This is a genomic window from Gemmiger formicilis (assembly GCF_024462815.1).
Taxonomy (GTDB): Bacteria; Bacillota; Clostridia; order Oscillospirales; family Ruminococcaceae; genus Gemmiger.
In genome coordinates, this window is sequence record NZ_JANGCG010000007.1 from 96,729 (window position 1) to 116,441 (window position 19,713).

The window sequence follows — 19,713 nt, forward strand, 5'->3', positions numbered from 1 at the left end:
ACAATGTCGAGAATTGGAAGAAAACCCATCGTCATTCCCGCCGGTGTGGAAGTCAAGGTCGACGCGGCTGAGCACGCCATCACCGTTAAGGGCCCCAAGGGTACCCTGCATTCCAAATTTCATCCTCTGATGAATGTTGCTGTCGAGGGCAATGAGATTTTGGTTACCCGCCCCAATGACGAGAAGGAGGCACGCAGCCTCCATGGCCTGACCCGCACCCTGATCCACAATATGGTCGTCGGTGTTACCGAGGGCTTCCGCAAGGATCTGGAAATCCAGGGCGTCGGCTACCGTGCCGCCAAGCAGGGCAACAAGCTGACCCTGACCCTTGGTTTCTCTCATCCCGTTGAGTTTGAGGACACCGATACCATTAAGATCGAGCTGAAGGATGCTCTGCATTTCAGCATTACCGGTATCGACAAGCAGGAAGTCGGCCAGTTCGCTGCCGAGGTCCGCGGTGTCCGCCCGCCTGAGCCGTACAAGGGCAAGGGCATCCGCTATGTTGGCGAGTATGTCATCCGCAAGGAAGGCAAAGCCGGCAAGGGTAAATAATAGGAGAGGAGAAACATTATGGTCAATAAGGCTGATAAGAACGTCGCTCGTCTGCGCCGTCACCGCCGTGTCCGCGGCAAAATCAGCGGCACTGCTGCTCGTCCTCGTCTGGATGTTTTCCGCTCTGCCAAGCACATCTACGCTCAGGTCATCGATGATGAGCAGGGCGTGACCCTGGCCAGCGCATCCAGCATGGACAAGGATTTCAACGCTTACGGCGGCAACATTGACGCTGCTAAGAAGGTTGGCGAGAACATCGCCAAGAAGTGCCTTGAGAAGGGCATTACCGAAGTGGTCTATGACCGCGGCGGTTTCGTTTACCACGGTCGTGTGCAGGCTCTCGCTGAGGGCGCCCGCGAGGCCGGTCTGAAGCTGTAAGGAGGGAGAAGATACAATGGCCATGCAGAGAAGACAAGAAGATGACGGCATGATCACCAAGGTCGTCTCCATCAACCGTGTTTCCAAGACCGTCAAGGGCGGCCGCGTTATGAAGTTCGCCGCCCTGATCGTCGTGGGCGACGGCAAGGGCAACATCGGCTACGGTGTCGGCAAGTCCGGCGAAGTTCCCGAGGCTATCCGCAAGGGTGAGGGCGCTGCCAAGAAGAATATGCGCAAGGTCTGCCTGAAGGGCACCACCATTCCTCACGAGATCGTCGGCGAGTTCGGCGCAGGCCGCGTTCTGATGCGTCCCGCTGCTCCCGGTACCGGCGTTCTGGCCGGCGGTCCTGTCCGTGCCGTGCTCGAGTGCGCTGGCATCAAGGACATCCGCGCCAAGAGCCTGCGTTCCAACAACCCCATCAACGTCACTGCTGCTACCTTCGCAGGCCTGTGCGGCCTGACCGACGCCGAGAGCGTCGCGGCTAAGCGCGGCAAGACCGTTGCCGAGATTCTGGGCTAAGGAGGGCACTACAATGGAGAAAGTTACCATTCGTCTCGCCAAGAGCCTGATTGGCCGCGGCAAAGAGCAGATCGCCGTTGCGCACTCCCTGGGCCTGAACCGCCCCGGCGAGGTTACCGAGCAGCCTGACAACGCGGCTACCCAGGGCAAGATCGCTAAGATCGCTCACCTGGTCGTCGTGACCAAGGCGTAATGCAAGGAGGTGCAAGCATGAAACTTCACGAACTGAAAGCTTCCGCTGGTGCCCGCAAGGCCGTGACCCGCAAGGGCCGCGGTGCTGGTTCCGGCAACGGCAAGACCGCTGGCTACGGCCACAAGGGCCAGAAGGCCCGCAGCGGCGTCAAGAAGGCCGGCTTCGAGGGCGGCCAGATGCCTCTGCAGCGTCGTCTGCCGAAGCGCGGTTTCAACAACATTTTCGCTACCAAGTATGTTACCATCAAGGTGTCTGACCTCGAAAAGTTCGAGGCCGGTTCTACCGTTGATACCGAGGCCCTGCTCAAGGCCGGCATCATCTCCAAGACGCTGGACGGCGTCAAGGTGCTGGGCAACGGCGAGCTGACCAAGGCAGTCAATGTCAAGGTCGCTGCTTATACAGCCTCCGCCAAGGAAAAAATCGAGAAAGCGGGCGGGAAGGCTGAGGTGATGTAAGGTGTTTGAAACCTTCCGTAACGCATGGAAGATTGAAGATCTGCGCAAGCGTCTTCTGTTCACCCTTCTGATCCTCGTCCTGTTCCGTCTGGGCTGTGCGATTCCTGTGCCGTACATCAGCGCAGGCGCACTGACCAAGATGTTCGCCGGCGGCACCGGTGATATGCTGGAGTACCTCAATATGATGAGCGGCGGCGCTCTGAGCGAATGTACTCTGTTCGCTCTGGGTGTGCAGCCCGCCATCAACGCCTCCATCATTATGCAGCTGCTGGCTGTTGCCATTCCGTATCTGGAAAACCTCACCAAGGAAGGTGAGGAGGGCCAGCGCAAGATGCGCCGCATCACCAACTACGTTGGCGCGGGCATCGGTCTGATGCTTTCCATTGGCTACTACTTCATTATCCGCAACATGGGTGCTCTGTCCTACACAGAGGGCTTCGCAGGCATCTTCAGCGCGGTGGTTATCATTCTGTCCTTCACGGCAGGCTCTCAGCTCTGCACCTGGATGGGCAACCAGATTGATACCAAGGGTATCGGCAACGGTATCTCGCTGATGATTTTTGCAGGCATCGTGGCCCGCTGGTCCAGCATCTACACTGCTACGACCAACATTCTGGCCCGCGCCCAGAACGGTGAGCCGGTCTTCTACATCATGCTGCCCCTGCTGGTGGTTCTGGCCCTGGTTGCTGTGGTCTTCGTTGTCATTCTGACGAACGCAGAACGCCGCATCCCGGTTCAGTACGCCAAGCGCGTGGTTGGCCGCAAGATGTACGGCGGTCAGGCAAGCTACATCCCCATCAAGGTGAATATGACTGGCGTTATGCCCATCATCTTTGCTTCGACCCTGTGCAGCCTGCCGGGACTGATCTTCCGGTTCATCAACTTGGATGCTGCTTCGCATCCGGCGCTGTACGCATTCTTCAGCGTGTTCAACTACAACAGCGCGCTTTACCTCATCGTTTACGTGCTGCTGATTGTCGCGTTCAACTACTTCTACGTGGCAATTCAGTACAACCCCGTGGACATTGCCAACCAGCTCCGTAAGAATAACGGCACCATCCCCGGCATCCGTCCGGGCAAGCCCACCAGCGATTTCATCACCAAGACGCTTTCCAAGATTACCTTGATTGGCGCTATCTTCCTGGCAATCGTTGCTGGCTTCCCCATCATCCTCGGCAACATCACCGGCACCTCCATCCAGCTGGGTGGTACTACGCTGCTGATTGTCGTAGGCGTGGCGCTTGAGACGGGTCGTTCTCTGGAAGGCTATATGACCGCCCGTTACCACAAAGGGTTCTTGGAATAAGAGAAAGGGAATGTGCGATGAAACTGATCCTTTTGGGCGCCCCCGGCGCCGGCAAGGGAACTCAGGCAGAGATCCTCTGCGATAAGCTGGGCATCCCGACCATTTCCACCGGCAACATTCTGCGTGCAGCCGTTAAGGAAGGCACGCCGATGGGCAAAAAGGCAAAAAGTTTTATGGACGCCGGTGCTCTGGTGCCCGATGATGTCATCGTTGGCATCGTGAAGGAGCGCCTGGCGGAGCCTGACTGCGAGAAGGGCTTTATCCTGGACGGTATGCCGCGCACGATTGCACAGGGCGAAGCCTTGGAGCAGATGGGCGTGGAAATCGACAAGGTTGTGAACCTCATCGTTCCCGATGAGGCAATCACCCGCCGTATGTCCGGCCGCCGCGTTTGCGCAAAATGCGGTGCCAGCTATCACATCGTAAACAAACCCAGCGCCAAAGAGGGCGTTTGTGACCGCTGCGGCGGTGAGCTGGCCATCCGCAAGGATGACGAGCCCGCCACCGTACTGGACCGCTTAAAGGCTTACCATGAGCAGACCGAGCCGCTGGTAGAGTTCTACCGGCAGCGCGGCAAGCTCGTGGAGGTACCCGACCAGGGTTCCATCGAGGCCACTACCGCGTTCCTTCTCAAGCTTTTGGAGGCTTAATCATCCATGATCCAAATCAAAAATGCTGCCGAGCTGCAGAAAATGCGTAAGGCCTGCGCCATCAGCGCAGCGGCTTTAAAGGCAGGCGGCGAAGCGATCGAACCCGGTATCACTACCGCAGAGATCGACAAAATCATCTATGACTTTATCGTGCGCCATGGTGCAAGACCCAACTTCCTGCACCTGTACGGCTTCCCGGCCACGGCGTGCATCAGCGTGAATGACACGGTCATTCACGGTATCCCCAACAAGCAGCAGCAGATTCGCCCCGGCGATATCGTTTCGATTGACACCGGCTGCAAAATCGACGGCTTCAACGGTGATAATGCCTGCACCTATGCGTGCGGCAAAATCGACCTCGAGGCCCAGCGGCTGCTGGATGTTACCAAGGAAAGCCTGCACCGCGGCATTGAGATGGCGCGTGGCGGCAACCGGGTAGGGGATATCGGCCATGCGGTACAGACCTATGTCGAGGAGAACGGCTTCTCGGTCGTCCGCAGCTTTGTCGGCCACGGCGTCGGCAAGGAGCTGCATGAGGACCCTGAGGTTCCGAACTTCGGCAACGCCGGACGCGGCCCGCGTCTGGTGCCGGGTATGTGCATTGCAGTCGAGCCGATGGTCTGCCAGTACAAGTACGCGGTAAAGACACTGAAGGACGGCTGGACGGTCAAGACGTGTGACGGCGGCCTCGCGGCTCACTTTGAGCACACGATGGCCATCACCACGGCCGGTGCCGAGGTCCTGACCCACGGCTGGGAGGAACCCGGATGGACTTTGTAAAAGGCCAACTGGTCCGCTCCAAAGCCGGACGGGACAAGACCCGCACGCTGGCTGTTCTGGCTGTAGAAGGACAGATGCTTCTGGTTGCGGATGGGGACCTGCGCAAGCTGGATAACCCCAAACGCAAAAAGATGCAGCACGTTGCACCTACGACCACCGTTCTTGAGAACGAGCTTCTGAAAAGCGATCAACAGCTCAGGGATGCGATCCGCGCCTATGACGCGGCGCAGAACTGACGGAACCCCTTCAAGGAGGCAATCAGCTTGTCTAAAGAAGATGTCATCGAAGTAGAAGGTATCGTTCGGGAGGCCATGCCCAACACTGTGTTCAAGGTTGAACTCCTCAACAAAGAGGGTAAGCCCAACGGCCATGTGGTTATGGCTCACATTTCCGGTAAGCTGCGGACCAACTTCATCCGCATCCTGCCCGGTGACAAGGTCACGATGGAAATGTCCCCTTACGACCTGACCAAAGCCCGGATCACCTGGCGTTCCAAATAAGAAGCGCCTTGTGTTATAAAGGAGGTTAACATCATGAAGGTAAAACCTTCCGTGAAACCCATTTGCGAGAAGTGCAAGGTCATCAAGCGCAAAGGCCGCGTGATGATTATCTGCGCCAATCCGAAGCATAAGCAGCGTCAGGGCTAAAGGTCCGCGGAACATTCCGCGGAAACCGTACCCAAAACGCTTGGGGGCCAAGTGCGTAGATTCCCGGCGCAGGCCCCGACCAGGACATGGGATGTTACTAATGGAGGTGCTTTATGGCACGTATTGCTGGTGTTGATCTGCCTCGCGAGAAGCGGATCGAGGTTGGTCTGACTTATGTTTACGGCATTGGCCAGTCCACTGCCGACGAGATTCTCGCCGGTACCGGAATTAACCCTGATACCCGCGTCAAGGACCTGACCGCTGATGAAGAGGCCAAGATCCGCGACTACATCGACAAAAACAACATCATGGTAGAGGGCGACCTGCGCCGCAACGTCGCGCTTGACATCAAGCGTCTGACCGAGATTCAGTGCTACCGTGGTGTGCGCCATCGCAAGGGTCTTCCCTGCCGCGGCCAGCGCACTAAGACCAATGCGCGTACCTGCAAAGGTCCCAAGCGCACTGTCGCTAACAAAAAGAAGTAAGGAGGAACTGAGACATGGCTGCTAACAAAGCTACTGCGGCAAAAACCCGCACTAAGAAAAAAGAGCGCAAGAATATCAGCGCCGGTGCTGCTCACATCCAGAGCACCTTTAACAACACCATCGTGACCATCACCGACACCCAGGGCAACACCGTTTCCTGGTGCAGCACTGGTGCGCTGAACTTCCGTGGCTCCCGTAAGAGCACTCCTTACGCTGCGCAGAGCGCTGCTGAGGTCGCTGCCAAGGCTGCCATCGAGCATGGCATGAAGACCGTTGAGGTCTACGTTAAGGGCCCCGGTTCCGGCCGTGAGAGCGCTATCCGCGCCCTGCAGGCAACCGGCCTGGAGGTCACCATGATTCGTGACGTGACCCCCATCCCCCACAATGGCTGCCGCCCGCCCAAACGCCGCCGCGTCTGATTGAAAGGAGAACATGAGATATGGCTAAGAATACCCAACCTATCGCAAAGCGCTGCCGTGCTCTCGGCATTTCTCCTGCTGTTATGGGCTATGGTAAGAAGACTACCAACCGTAACCCCGGCGGCCAGATGAGAAAGAAGAAGAGCGAGTACGCCACCCAGCTGAACGAGAAGCAGAAGGTCAAGTTCGTTTACGGTATCCTGGAGAACCAGTTCCATACCTACTACGAGAAGGCCTCCCGTATGCCCGGTCAGACTGGTGTCAACCTGCTGGTTCTGGTCGAGCGCCGTCTCGACAACGTCGTGTACCGTCTGGGCTTTGCCAAGACCCGCCGCGACGCCCGCCAGCTGGTTTCCCACAACCACTTCACTGTCAATGGCAAGCGTGTCAACATCCCCTCTTACCAGGTTAAGCCGGGTGATGTGATCGAAGTCATCGAGTCCAGCCGTTCCTCCGTCAAGTTCAGCAAGCTGCTGGGCGAGGAGGCTCCTGTCGTGCTGCTGCCTTCCTGGCTGGAGCGCGATAAGAACGCTCTGAAGGGCACCGTTACCAAGATGCCTGTTCGTGAGGACATTGATGTGCCCATCGCTGAGCACCTCATCGTCGAGTTGTACTCCAAGTAATCCTCTTAACTGTTTTCTACGATTTTTCCAACCGAACCAGTGCCTTTGGGCACTGGCTTAACAAGGAGGGTTTTTATGATGGAGATCGAACGCCCCAAGATCGAAACGGCTGCCCTTTCCCCGGATGGCCGTTACGGTAAGTTCGTTGTCGAGCCGCTGGAGCGCGGCTTTGGCACGACCTTGGGCAACAGCTTGCGTCGTGTGCTTCTGTCCTCTCTGCCCGGTGTGGCTGTCACCAGCGTCAAGATTGACGGCGTGGTGCATGAGTTTTCCACCATTGAGGGCGTGCGCGAGGATGTCACCGAGATCGTCCTGAACCTCAAAGGCGTAGCCGCTAAGATTTACGGCGAAAGCCCCAAGACCGTCCGCGTCGAGGCCGTTGGCCCCTGCGAGGTCACTGCCGGCACCATCAAGGGCGGCGATGATCTGGAAATCCTGAACCCCGAGTGGCACATTGCCACCCTGGGCGAGGGTGCCAAGCTGGTCATGGAGCTGACCTTTGACAAGGGCCGCGGTTATGTTCCCGCTGAGCGCAACAAGCAGGCGCTGATTGAGAAAAACGATGTCAGCACCCTGCCTGTGGACAGCATCTATACCCCCGTCCTCAAGGTCAACTACACGGTCGATCGTACCCGTGTGGGCCAGATTACCGACTTCGATAAGCTGATTATGGAAGTCTGGACTGACGGCACCTGCAATGCGCAGGAGGCCCTGAGTCTGGCGGCCCGCGTGCTGACTGAGCACCTGAACCTGTTCGTGAACCTCTGCGATGAGACCGGCGAGACCGAGATCATGGTGGACAACGACGACCAGGGCCGTGAGAAGGCACTGGAGATGACGATTGAAGAGCTGGACCTGAGCGTCCGTTCCTTCAACTGCCTCAAGCGTGCCGGTATCAACACGGTCGGTGACCTCATCGGCAAGAGCGAGGACGAGATGATGAAGGTCCGTAATCTGGGCCGCAAGTCTCTCGAAGAGGTCATGGCAAAGCTGGACAGCCTTGGTTTCTCTCTGACCAAGGAAGACGAAAACTAACCCCCCGCGACACGCGGATTCTATTGATAAGGAGTGAATCGAAATGCCCGGTACCCGTAAACTCGGTCGTGCCACCGACAGCCGCAACGCTATGCTGCGCGCTATGGTGACCTACCTGTTTGAGAACGGCAAGATCGAGACCACCGTTACCCGCGCCAAGGAAGTTCGTTCCATGGCCGAGAAGATGGTCACCCTCGGTAAGCAGGACGATCTGCACGCAAAGCGTCAGGTCTTCTCCTACATCACCAAGGAGGATATTGCCAAGAAGGTCATCGACGAGATTGGCCCGAAGTATGCTGACCGCAACGGCGGCTACACCCGCATCTACAAGATCGGACCCCGTCGCGGCGACGCCGCTGAGATGGCAATCATCGAGCTGGTCTGATTCAATCAGATAACTTGATAGAAAAACACCGCTTGCCGTAAGGTAAGCGGTGTTTTTTGTTGCGAGTTGTAATGTGACAATTTACTGCTTTATCAAATATCCAAGCGGGCCGGAACCGTTCATACGCGGCATCGGATACTCATCGTTCTCGGGATAAATGACAAAGAATCCCAATAATTCACCGGAGTCATTATGACATTCAAAATAAGGGGTAAATTCTCTTCCGTTGCGGGTATTATATAAGAAGTTGAAGAGAGGATTCGTTGTAAACTTGAATTCGGAAATCTCATCGATATTTATTTCATAACTATTACTTTTTATATACGGATCATGGTGACCTGCATACAAAGTTGCATAAAATGAATCTTCGGAAGTATGGTCAATATTTAAATATGTAAAGTTATTTTTTGATGTTTCATCAAGCGCCCAGTTCCCAACCAGTCCGGATTCATTCAGTTGAATCGTATAATCGCCCGAGGAAATATCAGAAAGGTTCCACCCATCAAGAGTATAATTAAATATTGCTAAACAATCACGATATACGTTGAAACACTGAGTATTTGCAACGAGAGTTATATTCGCATTTGCAGTATTTGAGGAAGGCTCACTGCTAATATTGCACTCATCAATATGCATAGTACAAGTGTCTGTGAATTTACCAGCCTGCTTGGTACCCTGCGCAGACTCGACAATTTTATCAGATAGAAGTGAAATATCTTCATAAGATAATACGGCCTTGGGCTTGATTTCCTCAGAAGTTGGCGTGACACTGGTTATATTCCATGTTTTATCAATTAATTCACCCCATATATCATAGGTGGCGGTATAAGTGCTATCTGCATTCTCTGCATTCACTGTGACGGTTACGCTTTCAGTCTTTTCCTTTTTATCGTAATTTCGGGATGGAAAGGAAAGTTCCTGAATCGCAAGATTATAGTCAGAGTAGATATTTGTAGAATCTTGTATAGCAGTTTTGATAGTGGCATCAGGAATTTTATTTGATGCACCACACCCGCTTAATAAAGCAGAAACAGTAATGCTACATAGTATTACAATAGAAGTTCGATTTCTCATTTCCGTCCTCTTTTCATTGAATCAGTCCTTGGTGTACGTTACACTTTCGCCATCTTTTGACAATGTGATTTTATTTCCGTTTTTAGAAAAGTCATAGGCTTCCGAGATAGCACCCAAATAGAAACGGAGCTTTCCGTCCTCAATTTTATATGTGATGCCAAGGGTATCGTTATAATCGCAATCTCCGTCGCTTTCAAAGTTCAGCGTTTTGGGGAAATTGTATGTCGATACATCGGCTGTATAGTGTCCGTTCAGCGTTTTGGTTCCACTGCACCCGACAAGACCGACAAGCAAAAGAGCCGCAAGTGACGAGGAAATTGCCGCTTTTACATTTTTGCAAATCATGATAACCTCCACAAATAAATACTAAAAGTGCGAATAACGCGCTCACAACAACTAAAGTATATATTTACGCGACAATAAAGTCAATAGTCTGTTCAAAGGCGGAAAGAATATTTATAGACTATATCTATAAATAGGGGTGATACTTTGAACAATATGACGAAAGAACTGGGAAAACGGATTCGCACAGAACGCATAGACAAAAAAATGACACAGGAAGAATTGGCAGAGCGTGCGGGCTTGCACCCAACTTACATCGGGCAGGTAGAACGCGGAGAGAAGAGCCTGACGATTACCAGCCTTGAAAAAATTGTGGAGGGGCTGGGAATCTCTTTTTCTGATTTGTTTGAGAATATTCAGCCACCGACAAAGCCGACCAGTTTTGCGATGCGATGCTATGATAAAATCAACAGTTACCCGCAGGAAAAGCAAAAGCAGTTTTACGAATTACTTTGCGCAGTTGAAAAATTGATGCAGTAATGACCGGCAGCGGTGGGGCACAGAGGGAGCAGCCGCATTTTATAGGGGACATCCTGTGGAAAAATGCGCCGTTTAGTCAATGCTTTGTTCCTTCTTTGCAAAGAAGGAACCGAAGAAATTCCAAAATTAGATAAAAACACAGTTTTACACAAATTTAATGGCGTACCCTTTGCGCCGCGCGCATATTTATGCTATAATATCTAAAATGTGCTATTGCACATAAATTTAATAAAGAAAGAGTTGATAGTTCCCCAATGGACGATGGCAGTATATTTATGATCGTCGCACTGATAATCCTGATCGGTTTGTCTGCGTTTTTCTCGGCGGCAGAGACAGCGTACAATTCGCTGAATGAGATCCGCCTGCGGAGCAAGGCGGAGGACGGTGACGCAAAAGCGGCGCATACGCTCGCACTGGTCGAGCGCTACGACAGCCTGCTCAGCACCATTCTGATCGGTAACAACATTGTGAATATCGGTGCGTCCTCTCTTGCCACCGTGCTGTTTACCCGCCTTGTCGGCGGTGTTTACGGCCCTACCGTCTCAACGATCGTCATGACCCTGCTGGTCCTGACCTTTGGCGAGATCACCCCCAAGAGCATGGCCAAGGAAATGCCCGAAACGCTGGCCATGAGCTTTGCCCCCGTGCTCAGTGCGCTGGTCACGATTTTTACACCGCTGAACGCCCTGTTCGGTGCGTGGAAAAAGTTCCTTGCCAAGCGGTTTGACACCGGCGAGAAGGACACCATCACCGAAGGCGAGCTGGTCACGATGGTCAGCGAGGCCGAGAAGGACGGCGAGCTGACCAACCGCGAGAGCGAGCTGATTCGCAGCGCCATCGAGTTCGACGATGTGGAGGCGCAGGATGTGCTGACCCCCCGCGTGGACGTGGTAGCCGTTGCGGATGATACCCCGATGGACGAGGTGGTCGAGCGCTTTGCCGAAAGCGGCTACTCCCGCCTGCCGGTCTACCATGACACCATCGACAACATCATCGGTGTGGTGCATGAGAAGGACTGCTTTGCGGCCCTGCAGAAGCACGATAAGAACGTGAAGCTGGAGGACCTCATCGGCCCGACGCTGTACACCACCAGTGTGACCCAGATTTCCGCGCTGCTGCGCACCCTGCGGGAGAGCAAGCATCATATGGCCGTGGTGGTTGACGAGTACGGCGGCACCGCGGGCATCATCACGCTGGAGGACATTCTGGAGGAGCTGGTCGGCGAAATCTGGGATGAGCACGATGACGTGGTGGAGGATGTCCGCCAGCAGTCGGACGGCAGTTGGCTTGTCTCCGGCAGCGCCAGCGTGGACGATACCGCCGAGGAGCTGGGCATCAAGGACGATGAGGAGATTGATGCCGTTGCTATCGGCGGGCTGGTGCAGGAAAAGCTCAGCCGTCTGCCCAAGGTAGGGGATAAGTTCGTCTGGGGCAGCTTTGACGGAACGGTCACACGCGCTACCAACCGCCGTGTGCAGGAGGTACGCCTGACCCCGCGCAAGATTGCCGACGAAGCCGAAAAGTAAATACTAAAACAGAGCCCACGCCACAGACGGTGTGGGCTTTTGTTTGGGCAGGGGAGGGGCTGTTGCCCGATAAAACACCCCGCAAAAACTGCGCGCAAACCGGCAGATGCAAAATTTTTGTAAATTCGGCCTAAAATTTTGCTGTTGGCGGCGGCTGGAATGGGTAAAGCGCGGAAAATGTCGAAAAAACTGAAATTCTTGCCTTGCAGGGCTGATTTTATTTTGCCGCTGTGCTACAATACTAATAAATGGGGCGGTGTGCCCCTGTAAAGCAAGACAACACAAGATGGAAGTAAGGAGTACCTGTAATGGCTGAACAGAATCTTGGCCCGCGTGATTTCTTTGTCAAGGAGGATGCGATTGCCGATCTCGGTCTGATCGCCTGCCCCGGTGCAGAAGAGCTCTGCAAGCTCGTGGACAGTCACCTTGTCCGCTGGGCACGTGAAATCGGCAATGATGTTGACACCTTCATCATCCCCTCCGACTGCCCGCGTTTCCAGTCCGGCGATGCAAAGGGCCTTGTCAAGGCCCCTACCCGCGGTGATGACCTGTACATCTTCGTCGATCCGGGCAACTACAGCGTCACCTATCAGCTGTTCGGGTATGAGAACCACCTCTCCCCGGATGACCACTTCCAGAACCTGATGCGCCTGATTCAGGCTGTGGCCGGCCGTGCCCACCGCATCAGCGTCATTATGCCCAGCCTGTACGGCGGCCGCCAGCATCGCCGCGTCAGCCGCGAGAGCCTGGACTGCGCCTTTGCCCTGCAGCAGCTGCGCGATGTCGGCGTCAAGAACATCATCACCTTTGACGCCCATGACCCCCGCGTTATGAACGCTGTGCCCACCATGAGCTTTGACAACGTCATGCCCACCTATCAGGTGCTCAAGTGCCTGCTGCACCATGTGCCCGATGTCTCCTTCCACAAGGACAACTTTATGATTGTCTCCCCGGACGAGGGCGCCATGAACCGCAATATGTACTATTCCAGCGTGCTGGGCTGCAACCTGGGTATGTTCTACAAACGCCGCGACTACAGCCGCATCGTCAACGGCCGCAACCCCATCGTGGCCCATGAGTATCTGGGCGAGAGTGTCGAGGGCAAGGACGTGTTCATTGCCGACGACATCATTGCCTCCGGCGAGTCCATGCTGGACATTGCCTACGAGCTGAAGATGCGCGGTGCCCGTAACATCTTTACCTGCTGCACCTTCCCGCTGTTCACCGCCGGTTTGGACAAGTTCGACAAGGCCTACAATGACGGCATCATCAAGGCTGTGCTGGGCACGAACCTGACCTACCGCAAGCCGGAGCTGCTGGAGCGCGAGTGGTACTATGACGTGGATGTCTCCAAGTACACGGCCTACTTCATCGCTGCCATCAACCATGACAAGAGCGTTTCCTCTATCATCGACCCGATGACGAAGATTCGCGCTCTGCTGGACAAGCACGGCATCCCGATGGGCGGCCAGCAGTAATAGTATTTTTTCGGCCCGCTATGGCGGGCCGAATTTTGTTGCAGGAACAGGGCTTTTCGTATATAATGAAAAGAAGAATAATTCAGCAGGGGAGAGATTTTTATGCTGCCAATCGAACGGCTGCAAGAGCTTATCCGTGGTAAGAAGGTTGCCTTTATCGGCGCGGGCGTCAGCCACAAGCGCTGCATTGAGCAGTTTGTGGAGCTGGGCGCACAGGTCACGCTCTGTGACCAGAAAAAGAGCGTTGAGGAGTTTGGCGACTACGCCGACACGCTGCGCCGCCTGAACGTGGCCCTGAGTCTGGGCGAGCATTACACCGACGGCTTTGCGGGGCAGGACATCATTATGCGCACGCCGGGCTATGAGTATTACAAGCCTGCGCTGCAGGCTGCCTTGCAGGCAGGCACCAAGGTCACCAGCGAGGTGGAACTGTTCTTTGAATACTGCCCCTGTGAGATTGTGGCCGTGACCGGCTCTGACGGCAAGACCACCACCACCACCCTGATTGCCAAGATGTTCGAGGCCGCGGGCCGCAAGGTATTTCTGGGCGGCAACATCGGCGCGGCGCTGCTGCCCCAGCTGGCGGACGTGACGCCGGACGCGGTGGCGGTTGTAGAGCTGTCCAGCTTCCAGCTCATCAGTATGCGCCGCAGCCCGAAGGTGGCCGTTGTGACCAACGTCACGCCGAACCACCTTGACCACCACAAGGATATGCAGGAGTACATTGACGCCAAGCGGAACATTCTGCTCTGGCAGGAGCCGCCCTGCCGCGCCGTGCTGGGCCTTGAAAATGACATTTCCCGCGCCATGCAGAGCGACTGCAAGGGCGAGCAGGTCTGGTTCACCCGCCTGCATGAGACCGACAACGGTGCCTTCCTGCGTGAGAGCGATGACACCCTCTGCTACGCCGAGAACGGCACTGTGACGCCGATTCTGCCCCGCGCCGAGGTCAAGCTGCGCGGCCTGCACAATGTGGAAAACCTGCTGGCCGCCTGTGCCGCCGTCTGGGGCCGTGTGCCGGTGGAGGTCATGCGTCAAGTCGGCTCCACCTTCACTGGTGTGGAGCACCGCATTGAGCCGGTGCGCACGCTGGACGGCGTGACCTACTACAACGATTCGATTGCCTCCAGCCCCACGCGCACGATTGCGGGTCTGCGCAGCTTCAACCAGAAGATCATCCTGATTGCGGGCGGCTATGACAAGAAGATCCCCTATGAGCCGCTGGCCCCGGAGATCCTTGCCCACGTCAAGACGCTGGTGCTGATGGGTGCCACCGGCCCCCGCATTGAGAAGGCTGTCCGTGAGTGCGCGGGATTTGCAGAGTGTGGCCTGACCATCCTGCACGCCGATACGATGCAGCACGCGGTCGAGCTGGCCCGCGGTGCGGCCCAGCCCGGCGATGTGGTCAGCCTGTCGCCTGCGTCCGCGTCCTTTGATATGTACCCGAACTTTGAGGTCCGCGGCCGCGACTACAAGAAGATTGTGAACGCGCTGCAATGATTCAGTCGGTCACAACCCCGGCACAGCGGGCAGAGTTTTTACGCCGCATAGCCGGTAAGCCCTATTTTGAGGCTGTGTTGGGCACACACCTTGCGCTGTTTGGGGCGCACCCCGCCAGTGGCTGGGTGTTCTATCTGCTGCCCGGCACGGCGGTGCTGGAGCTGCGCGGCGGCAGCGGGGTGCTCTGTGGGGCGCTGCCCGGCGGGGAGGAGGGCGAGACCGCCCGCGAGGAGCTGAGCGGCTTTCTGCGCTTCCTGCACGCGGATACCCTGCGCACCGAGCAGCCGCTGGCGCTGGACGGCTGGCGGCCTGCCGCGCCGCTGACGCTGTGGGAGCTGCCCCAAGGCCGCGCCCTGCCGCAGCCGCCCGCACCCCCGGCGGAGCTGGTGCTCGACAAGGCTCCCTCTATGCTGCCGGTCAGCCGTCTGGTATTTGCCGACAGTGACGCAGAGGCCGACGAATTTTACTCGGCGGCCTGCACCGCGCTGGCCCACGGCGTGGGGCAGTGCCGCGCCCTGTTGCACGGCAGCCGGCCAGTCTGCACCGTGGGCTGCTATGAGCAGAGCGAGAATGAGAGCTATATGGCGGCGGGCGTGACCGCGCCGGACTGGCAGGGCAGGGGACTGGCCCGCTGGCTGATTGTTGGCCTTGCCAACGAGCTGGCCGCACGGCGCACCGTCCGGTTTGCCTGCTTCCCGGAGCTCTGCGGCTTTTACAGCCAGCTAGGATTTATACAAAACGGAAAAATACAATATTATACTACAGATTGGACTATAGAATGATTGAACAATTTTACAATCTGCGCCCCGAGGTGCTGGCACTGGACCGCAAGGCGCTGGAGCTCTGCCGCGCGCAGTTTGCCCACGTGGAGGAAATCCGCGACTACAACCAGCTGAAGATGCTGCGCGCCTTTACCGACTGCGGCGTGGAGGCCCGCCACTTCTGGGGTTCCAGTGGCTACGGCGTCTGGGATGACAGCCGCAACAAGCTGGAGGAAGTCTTTGCCCGCTGCATGGGCGCTGAAGCTGCGCTGGTCCGTCCCCAGTTTATGAGCGGCACCCACACGCTGACGGTGGCGCTGTTCGGCCTGCTGCGCACTGGTGACACCCTGCTGGCCGCCACCGGCCGCCCCTATGACACGCTCGAGGGCGTCATTGGCATCGGCGAGGCGGGCAAGGGCTGCGGCACCCTGCGCGAGTACGGCGTACATTATGACGAGTGCCCGCTGCTGCCGGACTTTACGCCGGACTATGACCTGATTGCCGAGAAGGCCAAAACCGCTACGGTGGTGCACATCCAGCGCAGCCGCGGCTACACCCAGCGCAACGCCTTTGACCTGGATACGATTCAGAAGGTGGCAGACACCGCCCGCAAGGCCAACCCCAACGCGGTGATTTTTGTGGACAACTGCTACGGCGAGTTCACCCAGATTCGTGAGCCGGTGGCGGTCGGCGCGGACCTTATGGCGGGCAGCTTCATCAAGAACCCCGGCGGCGGCATCACCCCCACCGGCGGCTACATTGCGGGCCGCCGCGATCTGGTGGAAAAGTGCAGCCACCGCTTCACCGCGCCCGGCATCGGCGGCGATTTGGGCTGCACGCAGGATAGCCTGCGCGACACCTTCCTTGGCTTCTACTACGCGCCGGGTGTTGTCTGCGAGGCGCTGAAAACCGCCATCTACGCCCAGTGCCTGCTGGAGCTGGTTGGCGTGCATCCTGTGCCGCGCTACACGGCAGACCACAATGACATTGTGACCTGCTTTGACTCCGGCAGTGCCGCCGCGCTGACCGGTTTCTGCGCGGGCATCCAGCACAACAGCCCGGTGGACAGCTTTGCCAGCCCCGAGCCCGCCGACGAGCCGGGCTACACCGACAAGGTGGTTATGGCCTCCGGCAGCTTTACCGAGGGCAGCACGATTGAAATTTCCTGTGATGGCCCGCTGCGTGCGCCCTACACCTGTTATCTGCAGGGCGGTGTCAACTTCACCGCGGGCCGCGCCGCCGTGCTGAACGCCGTGCAGAACGCGTTCTTTGCGGAGTAACCCCCGGGCCGGGCGTGCCTGGCCCCTACAGCGCACTATAAAAAACAAAAACGCTCCCGCGCATCCACCAAACGATGCGCGGGAGCGTTTGTTACAGGCTGTCAATGCTTCACAAAGTCGCGGACAAGCGCCTGCAGCAAATCATCACGGTCAATGCGGCGGATGATGGCGCGGGCGTTCTTGTAGGTTGTGATGTAGGTCGGATCCTCCGACAGGATGTAGCCTACGAGCTGATTGATGGGGTTGTAGCCCTTCTCCTCCAGCGCACGGTAGACCTGCAGCACCGCCTGCTTGATTTCCATATCACGGTCATCGCGGATAGAGAATACGGCGGTAGGTTCAGAGATCGGCATATCAATTCTCCCCTTTACTGGATATTACTAGCCCTATTATACTCAATAAGCGTCAAATTTGCAAGCGGAAAACCAAGGAATTTTATACAGAAATCCAAATTTTATAAACACCCCTGCCTAAAACTGCTTTTGCTTTTTGGGCGGGGGTGTGCTATAATACAAGAAAACTGTCCGCAAAGGAGAAACACCCTATGAAATTTTCCGAAATGCCCTATGAGCGCCCGAATCTGGACGCGGTGAAGCAGCAGTTCGCCGGGCTGTTGGCCCGCCTGCAGGCGGCAGAAACCTACGCAGAAGCGCGGGAGGTTTTTCTGGAGGAGGAAAAGCTCAACAAGCATGTGGACACGGCAGCCCAGCTGGCCAGTGTGCGCAACTCCATCGACACCCGCGATAAATTCTATGACGGTGAGATGAACTTCTGGAACGAGGCGCTGCCCCAGCTGCAGGAGTGCCAGAACGCGTGGAGCCGCGCTATGCTGGACTCCCCCTTCCGCAGTGATTTTGCCGCGGAGTACGGCAATCTGATGTTTGTCAACGCGGAGATTGCAGACAAAGCGTTCTCGCCCGCCATTCTGGACGAGATGGCGCAGGAGAACAAGCTCACCACCGAGTACGGCAAGCTAATTGCCTCGGCGCAGATTCCCTTTGAGGGCGGCGTCTACACCCTCAGCCAGCTCTCGCCGTTCAAGAATGACCCCGACGATGCCCGCCGCCTTGCCGCGTGGAAGGCCGAGGGCGCATGGTATATCGAGCATCAGGCTGAGCTTGACAGCATCTATGACCAGCTGGTTCATCTGCGCGATACGATGGGTAAAAAGCTCGGCTATGAGGGCTACACCACACTGGGCTACTACCGCATGGGCCGCAACTGCTACACCAAGGCCGATGTGGAAAAATTCCGCGCCGCCGTGGTCAAGTACATTGTGCCGCTGGCCGACAGCATCTACCGCGAGCAGGCCAAGCGTCTGGGCAAGCAGTACCCGATGAATGCGGCCGATAACGCCCTGATGTTCCGCAGCGGCAACCCCAAGCCCGCAGGCGATGCGGATGCAATCCTGAAGCAGGGCAAGAAATTCTATGAGGAGCTCTCCCCGGAAAGCGGCGAGTTCTTCAACAAGATGCTGGAGGATGAGCTGCTGGATGTGCTGTCCACCCCCGGCAAGGCGGGCGGCGGCTACTGCACCGGTCTGGGTGATTACGAAATGCCGTTCATTTTTGCCAACTTCAACGGCACCCAGCACGATGTGGAGGTTGTGACCCATGAGGCGGGCCACGCCTTTGCGGCCTATATGAACCGCGACCGCATCCCGTACAGCTATGTCTGGCCCAGCATGGAGGCCTGCGAGGTTCACTCGATGTCGATGGAGTTTTTCGCATGGCCGTGGGCCGAGGGCTTCTTCGGCGCGGACGCACGCAAGTTCCGCTACAGCCATCTGGCGGGCGCGCTGACTTTCATTCCCTACGGCACGATGGTGGACCACTTCCAGCACATTGTCTATGAGCACCCCGATCTGACCCCGGCCCAGCGCCACGAAGAGTGGAAGAAGCTGGCCGCCATCTACCAGCCGTGGCAGCGTCTGGACGGCGAGATTCCGTTCTATGGCGCGGGCGAGTACTGGCAGCGCCAGATGCACATCTACCAGAGCCCCTTCTACTACATTGACTACTGCCTGGCGCAGACCGTCAGCCTGCAGTTCTGGGCTATGCTGCAGAAGGACCGCACCGAGGCGTGGAACCACTATATGGCCTACACAAAGCAGGGCGGCAGCCGCACCTTCACCGAGCTGCTGAAGAACGCGGGCCTGACCACGCCGTTTGAGGAAAGCTGCCTGCGCGGCGTCAGCGAGGCGGCCAAGCAGTGGCTGGACAGCTATGACCTGACGGGGCTGGTATAATGGCAGACCGCAAAAAGAAGCACGCCTATCTGGATGATTTTGAAAAGGACCTGAACGGTAGCTACCACTACCGCGGGGCGCATTATCGCTATTCGGCGCAGACGCCGCGGGGCAGGGTACTGCCGCGGCTGTGGCTCTGCTGCGGCGGCGGTGCGGCGTTGACCGTGGCGGCGGGCGTCCTGCCCGGGGCCACGGCGCACGCGCCTGTGTACCTGCTTGTGCCCTATATGGCGGCGCTGGTGGCGGCCCTGTACACGGTGGTGCTGCTGGTGCGTATGACCCGCGGCGGTGCAAGGTTGCGGGCGTATATCCATGAGCAGACCGCGCAAAAATTGCCCTCTTTCTGCCTTGTGTCGGCGGTGCTGAACGCCGCGGCGGCCCTCGGGCAGTGCGCAGTAGTGTTTTTGATTGGCAGACAGATTTTGGGCGTGCATGGTATATTTATAATATTTACAATTTTTGCCTGCGCTGCCTTTGCCGCGGCTGCGGTATTTGCCCGGCGGGTGCGCTGGGAAACCGAGAAATAAATATACATTATATATAAATAGGTAGAAGCAAGCGTATCCGCGCGTGGCCCCCCCCCAGGGGGGGGGGGG

General features: G+C 56.9%; 27 protein-coding genes. 24 read left to right on the forward strand and 3 right to left on the reverse strand.

The annotated features are described in order from the left end of the window. Positions 1-3 precede the first annotated feature (3 nt). The 16 genes from rplF (at position 4) to rplQ (ending at position 8,428) form a co-directional block, all read left to right on the forward strand. A complete protein-coding gene (rplF, locus tag NE623_RS07820) occupies positions 4-552 on the forward strand; it encodes a 50S ribosomal protein L6 (RefSeq protein ID WP_256271469.1) in 549 nt (182 codons plus the stop codon). A gap of 18 nt (positions 553-570) precedes the next feature. Beyond that, positions 571-930 carry a 50S ribosomal protein L18 gene (gene rplR / locus NE623_RS07825; protein ID WP_256271470.1) on the forward strand — a complete coding sequence of 120 codons (360 nt, stop codon included), beginning with the start codon at positions 571-573 and terminating at the stop codon, positions 928-930. A gap of 16 nt (positions 931-946) precedes the next feature. Further along, complete coding sequence (rpsE, locus tag NE623_RS07830) at positions 947-1,450, forward strand: 30S ribosomal protein S5 (protein WP_215691745.1); 504 nt, start codon at positions 947-949, stop codon at positions 1,448-1,450. A gap of 13 nt (positions 1,451-1,463) precedes the next feature. Beyond that, complete coding sequence (gene rpmD / locus NE623_RS07835) at positions 1,464-1,643, forward strand: 50S ribosomal protein L30 (protein WP_113999393.1); 180 nt, start codon at positions 1,464-1,466, stop codon at positions 1,641-1,643. A 17-nt stretch (positions 1,644-1,660) separates the two neighbouring features. Further along, the gene (gene rplO / locus NE623_RS07840; RefSeq protein ID WP_256271471.1) at positions 1,661-2,098 is read left to right on the forward strand and encodes a 50S ribosomal protein L15; all 438 of its coding nucleotides are present in this window, start codon (positions 1,661-1,663) and stop codon (positions 2,096-2,098) included. A gap of 1 nt (position 2,099) precedes the next feature. Then, positions 2,100-3,404 carry a preprotein translocase subunit SecY gene (secY, locus tag NE623_RS07845; protein WP_256271472.1) on the forward strand — a complete coding sequence of 435 codons (1,305 nt, stop codon included), beginning with the start codon at positions 2,100-2,102 and terminating at the stop codon, positions 3,402-3,404. A gap of 17 nt (positions 3,405-3,421) precedes the next feature. Beyond that, complete coding sequence (locus NE623_RS07850) at positions 3,422-4,054, forward strand: adenylate kinase (RefSeq protein ID WP_256271473.1); 633 nt, start codon at positions 3,422-3,424, stop codon at positions 4,052-4,054. 6 nt (positions 4,055-4,060) lie between these two features. Continuing rightward, entirely contained in the window at positions 4,061-4,834 is a 774-nt protein-coding gene (gene map, locus NE623_RS07855; protein WP_256271474.1) for a type I methionyl aminopeptidase, read from the forward strand. After that, entirely contained in the window at positions 4,822-5,070 is a 249-nt protein-coding gene (locus tag NE623_RS07860; RefSeq protein WP_256271475.1) for a KOW domain-containing RNA-binding protein, read from the forward strand. The genes map and NE623_RS07860 overlap by 13 nt, the downstream gene beginning before the upstream one ends. 27 nt (positions 5,071-5,097) lie before the next feature. Then, positions 5,098-5,334, forward strand: a complete 237-nt coding sequence (gene infA / locus NE623_RS07865; protein WP_078783577.1) for a translation initiation factor IF-1 — start codon at positions 5,098-5,100, stop codon at positions 5,332-5,334. Positions 5,335-5,367: 33 nt separating this feature from the next. Next, a complete protein-coding gene (gene rpmJ / locus NE623_RS07870; RefSeq protein ID WP_078783578.1) occupies positions 5,368-5,481 on the forward strand; it encodes a 50S ribosomal protein L36 in 114 nt (37 codons plus the stop codon). A gap of 113 nt (positions 5,482-5,594) precedes the next feature. After that, on the forward strand, positions 5,595-5,966 hold the full coding sequence (gene rpsM, locus NE623_RS07875) for a 30S ribosomal protein S13 (RefSeq protein WP_078783579.1): 372 nt from the start codon (positions 5,595-5,597) through the stop codon (positions 5,964-5,966). 14 nt (positions 5,967-5,980) lie between these two features. Continuing rightward, positions 5,981-6,385 carry a 30S ribosomal protein S11 gene (rpsK, locus tag NE623_RS07880; protein ID WP_078783580.1) on the forward strand — a complete coding sequence of 135 codons (405 nt, stop codon included), beginning with the start codon at positions 5,981-5,983 and terminating at the stop codon, positions 6,383-6,385. A gap of 20 nt (positions 6,386-6,405) precedes the next feature. Continuing rightward, positions 6,406-7,008, forward strand: coding sequence for a 30S ribosomal protein S4 (gene rpsD, locus NE623_RS07885; RefSeq protein WP_256271476.1), 603 nt, complete (start codon positions 6,406-6,408; stop codon positions 7,006-7,008). A 75-nt stretch (positions 7,009-7,083) separates the two neighbouring features. Then, positions 7,084-8,043 carry a DNA-directed RNA polymerase subunit alpha gene (locus NE623_RS07890; RefSeq protein WP_256271477.1) on the forward strand — a complete coding sequence of 320 codons (960 nt, stop codon included), beginning with the start codon at positions 7,084-7,086 and terminating at the stop codon, positions 8,041-8,043. Positions 8,044-8,086: 43 nt separating this feature from the next. Next, on the forward strand, positions 8,087-8,428 hold the full coding sequence (rplQ, locus tag NE623_RS07895; RefSeq protein WP_256271478.1) for a 50S ribosomal protein L17: 342 nt from the start codon (positions 8,087-8,089) through the stop codon (positions 8,426-8,428). 81 nt (positions 8,429-8,509) lie between these two features. Here rplQ and NE623_RS07900 read toward each other — a convergent pair whose 3' ends face one another. Both NE623_RS07900 and NE623_RS07905 read right to left on the reverse strand, forming a co-directional pair. After that, positions 8,510-9,502, reverse strand: coding sequence for a hypothetical protein (locus tag NE623_RS07900; protein WP_256271479.1), 993 nt, complete (start codon positions 9,500-9,502; stop codon positions 8,510-8,512). Positions 9,503-9,523: 21 nt separating this feature from the next. Then, positions 9,524-9,847 (reverse strand): hypothetical protein, encoded by a 324-nt coding sequence (locus NE623_RS07905; RefSeq protein WP_215691738.1) that lies wholly within the window; start codon positions 9,845-9,847, stop codon positions 9,524-9,526. Between the two features lie 153 nt (positions 9,848-10,000). On the opposite strand from NE623_RS07905, the gene NE623_RS07910 reads away from it, so the two are divergent. The 6 genes from NE623_RS07910 to NE623_RS07935 all read left to right on the forward strand — a co-directional run bounded on the left by NE623_RS07910 (position 10,001) and on the right by NE623_RS07935 (position 16,869). Continuing rightward, positions 10,001-10,324, forward strand: coding sequence for a helix-turn-helix domain-containing protein (locus NE623_RS07910; protein WP_252261476.1), 324 nt, complete (start codon positions 10,001-10,003; stop codon positions 10,322-10,324). Positions 10,325-10,578: 254 nt separating this feature from the next. Beyond that, complete coding sequence (locus tag NE623_RS07915; RefSeq protein WP_256271480.1) at positions 10,579-11,850, forward strand: HlyC/CorC family transporter; 1,272 nt, start codon at positions 10,579-10,581, stop codon at positions 11,848-11,850. Between the two features lie 308 nt (positions 11,851-12,158). Beyond that, on the forward strand, positions 12,159-13,328 hold the full coding sequence (locus NE623_RS07920; RefSeq protein ID WP_256271481.1) for a ribose-phosphate pyrophosphokinase: 1,170 nt from the start codon (positions 12,159-12,161) through the stop codon (positions 13,326-13,328). A 102-nt stretch (positions 13,329-13,430) separates the two neighbouring features. Further along, positions 13,431-14,828, forward strand: a complete 1,398-nt coding sequence (gene murD / locus NE623_RS07925; RefSeq protein ID WP_256271482.1) for a UDP-N-acetylmuramoyl-L-alanine--D-glutamate ligase — start codon at positions 13,431-13,433, stop codon at positions 14,826-14,828. Next, positions 14,825-15,610, forward strand: coding sequence for a GNAT family N-acetyltransferase (locus tag NE623_RS07930; RefSeq protein WP_256271483.1), 786 nt, complete (start codon positions 14,825-14,827; stop codon positions 15,608-15,610). Before murD ends, NE623_RS07930 begins: the two co-directional genes overlap by 4 nt. Beyond that, a complete protein-coding gene (locus NE623_RS07935; protein WP_256271484.1) occupies positions 15,607-16,869 on the forward strand; it encodes a methionine gamma-lyase family protein in 1,263 nt (420 codons plus the stop codon). The genes NE623_RS07930 and NE623_RS07935 overlap by 4 nt, the downstream gene beginning before the upstream one ends. A gap of 101 nt (positions 16,870-16,970) precedes the next feature. Here the strand turns inward: NE623_RS07935 and NE623_RS07940 are convergent, their stop codons facing one another. Beyond that, the gene (locus tag NE623_RS07940; protein WP_143402656.1) at positions 16,971-17,222 is read right to left on the reverse strand and encodes an IreB family regulatory phosphoprotein; all 252 of its coding nucleotides are present in this window, start codon (positions 17,220-17,222) and stop codon (positions 16,971-16,973) included. A 191-nt stretch (positions 17,223-17,413) separates the two neighbouring features. Between NE623_RS07940 and NE623_RS07945 the strand changes: the two genes are divergently transcribed. Next, on the forward strand, positions 17,414-19,117 hold the full coding sequence (locus tag NE623_RS07945; RefSeq protein WP_256271485.1) for a M3 family oligoendopeptidase: 1,704 nt from the start codon (positions 17,414-17,416) through the stop codon (positions 19,115-19,117). Beyond that, positions 19,117-19,644 (forward strand): hypothetical protein, encoded by a 528-nt coding sequence (locus NE623_RS07950; RefSeq protein ID WP_256271486.1) that lies wholly within the window; start codon positions 19,117-19,119, stop codon positions 19,642-19,644. The genes NE623_RS07945 and NE623_RS07950 overlap by 1 nt, the downstream gene beginning before the upstream one ends. The last annotated feature ends 69 nt before the right edge of the window (positions 19,645-19,713 follow it).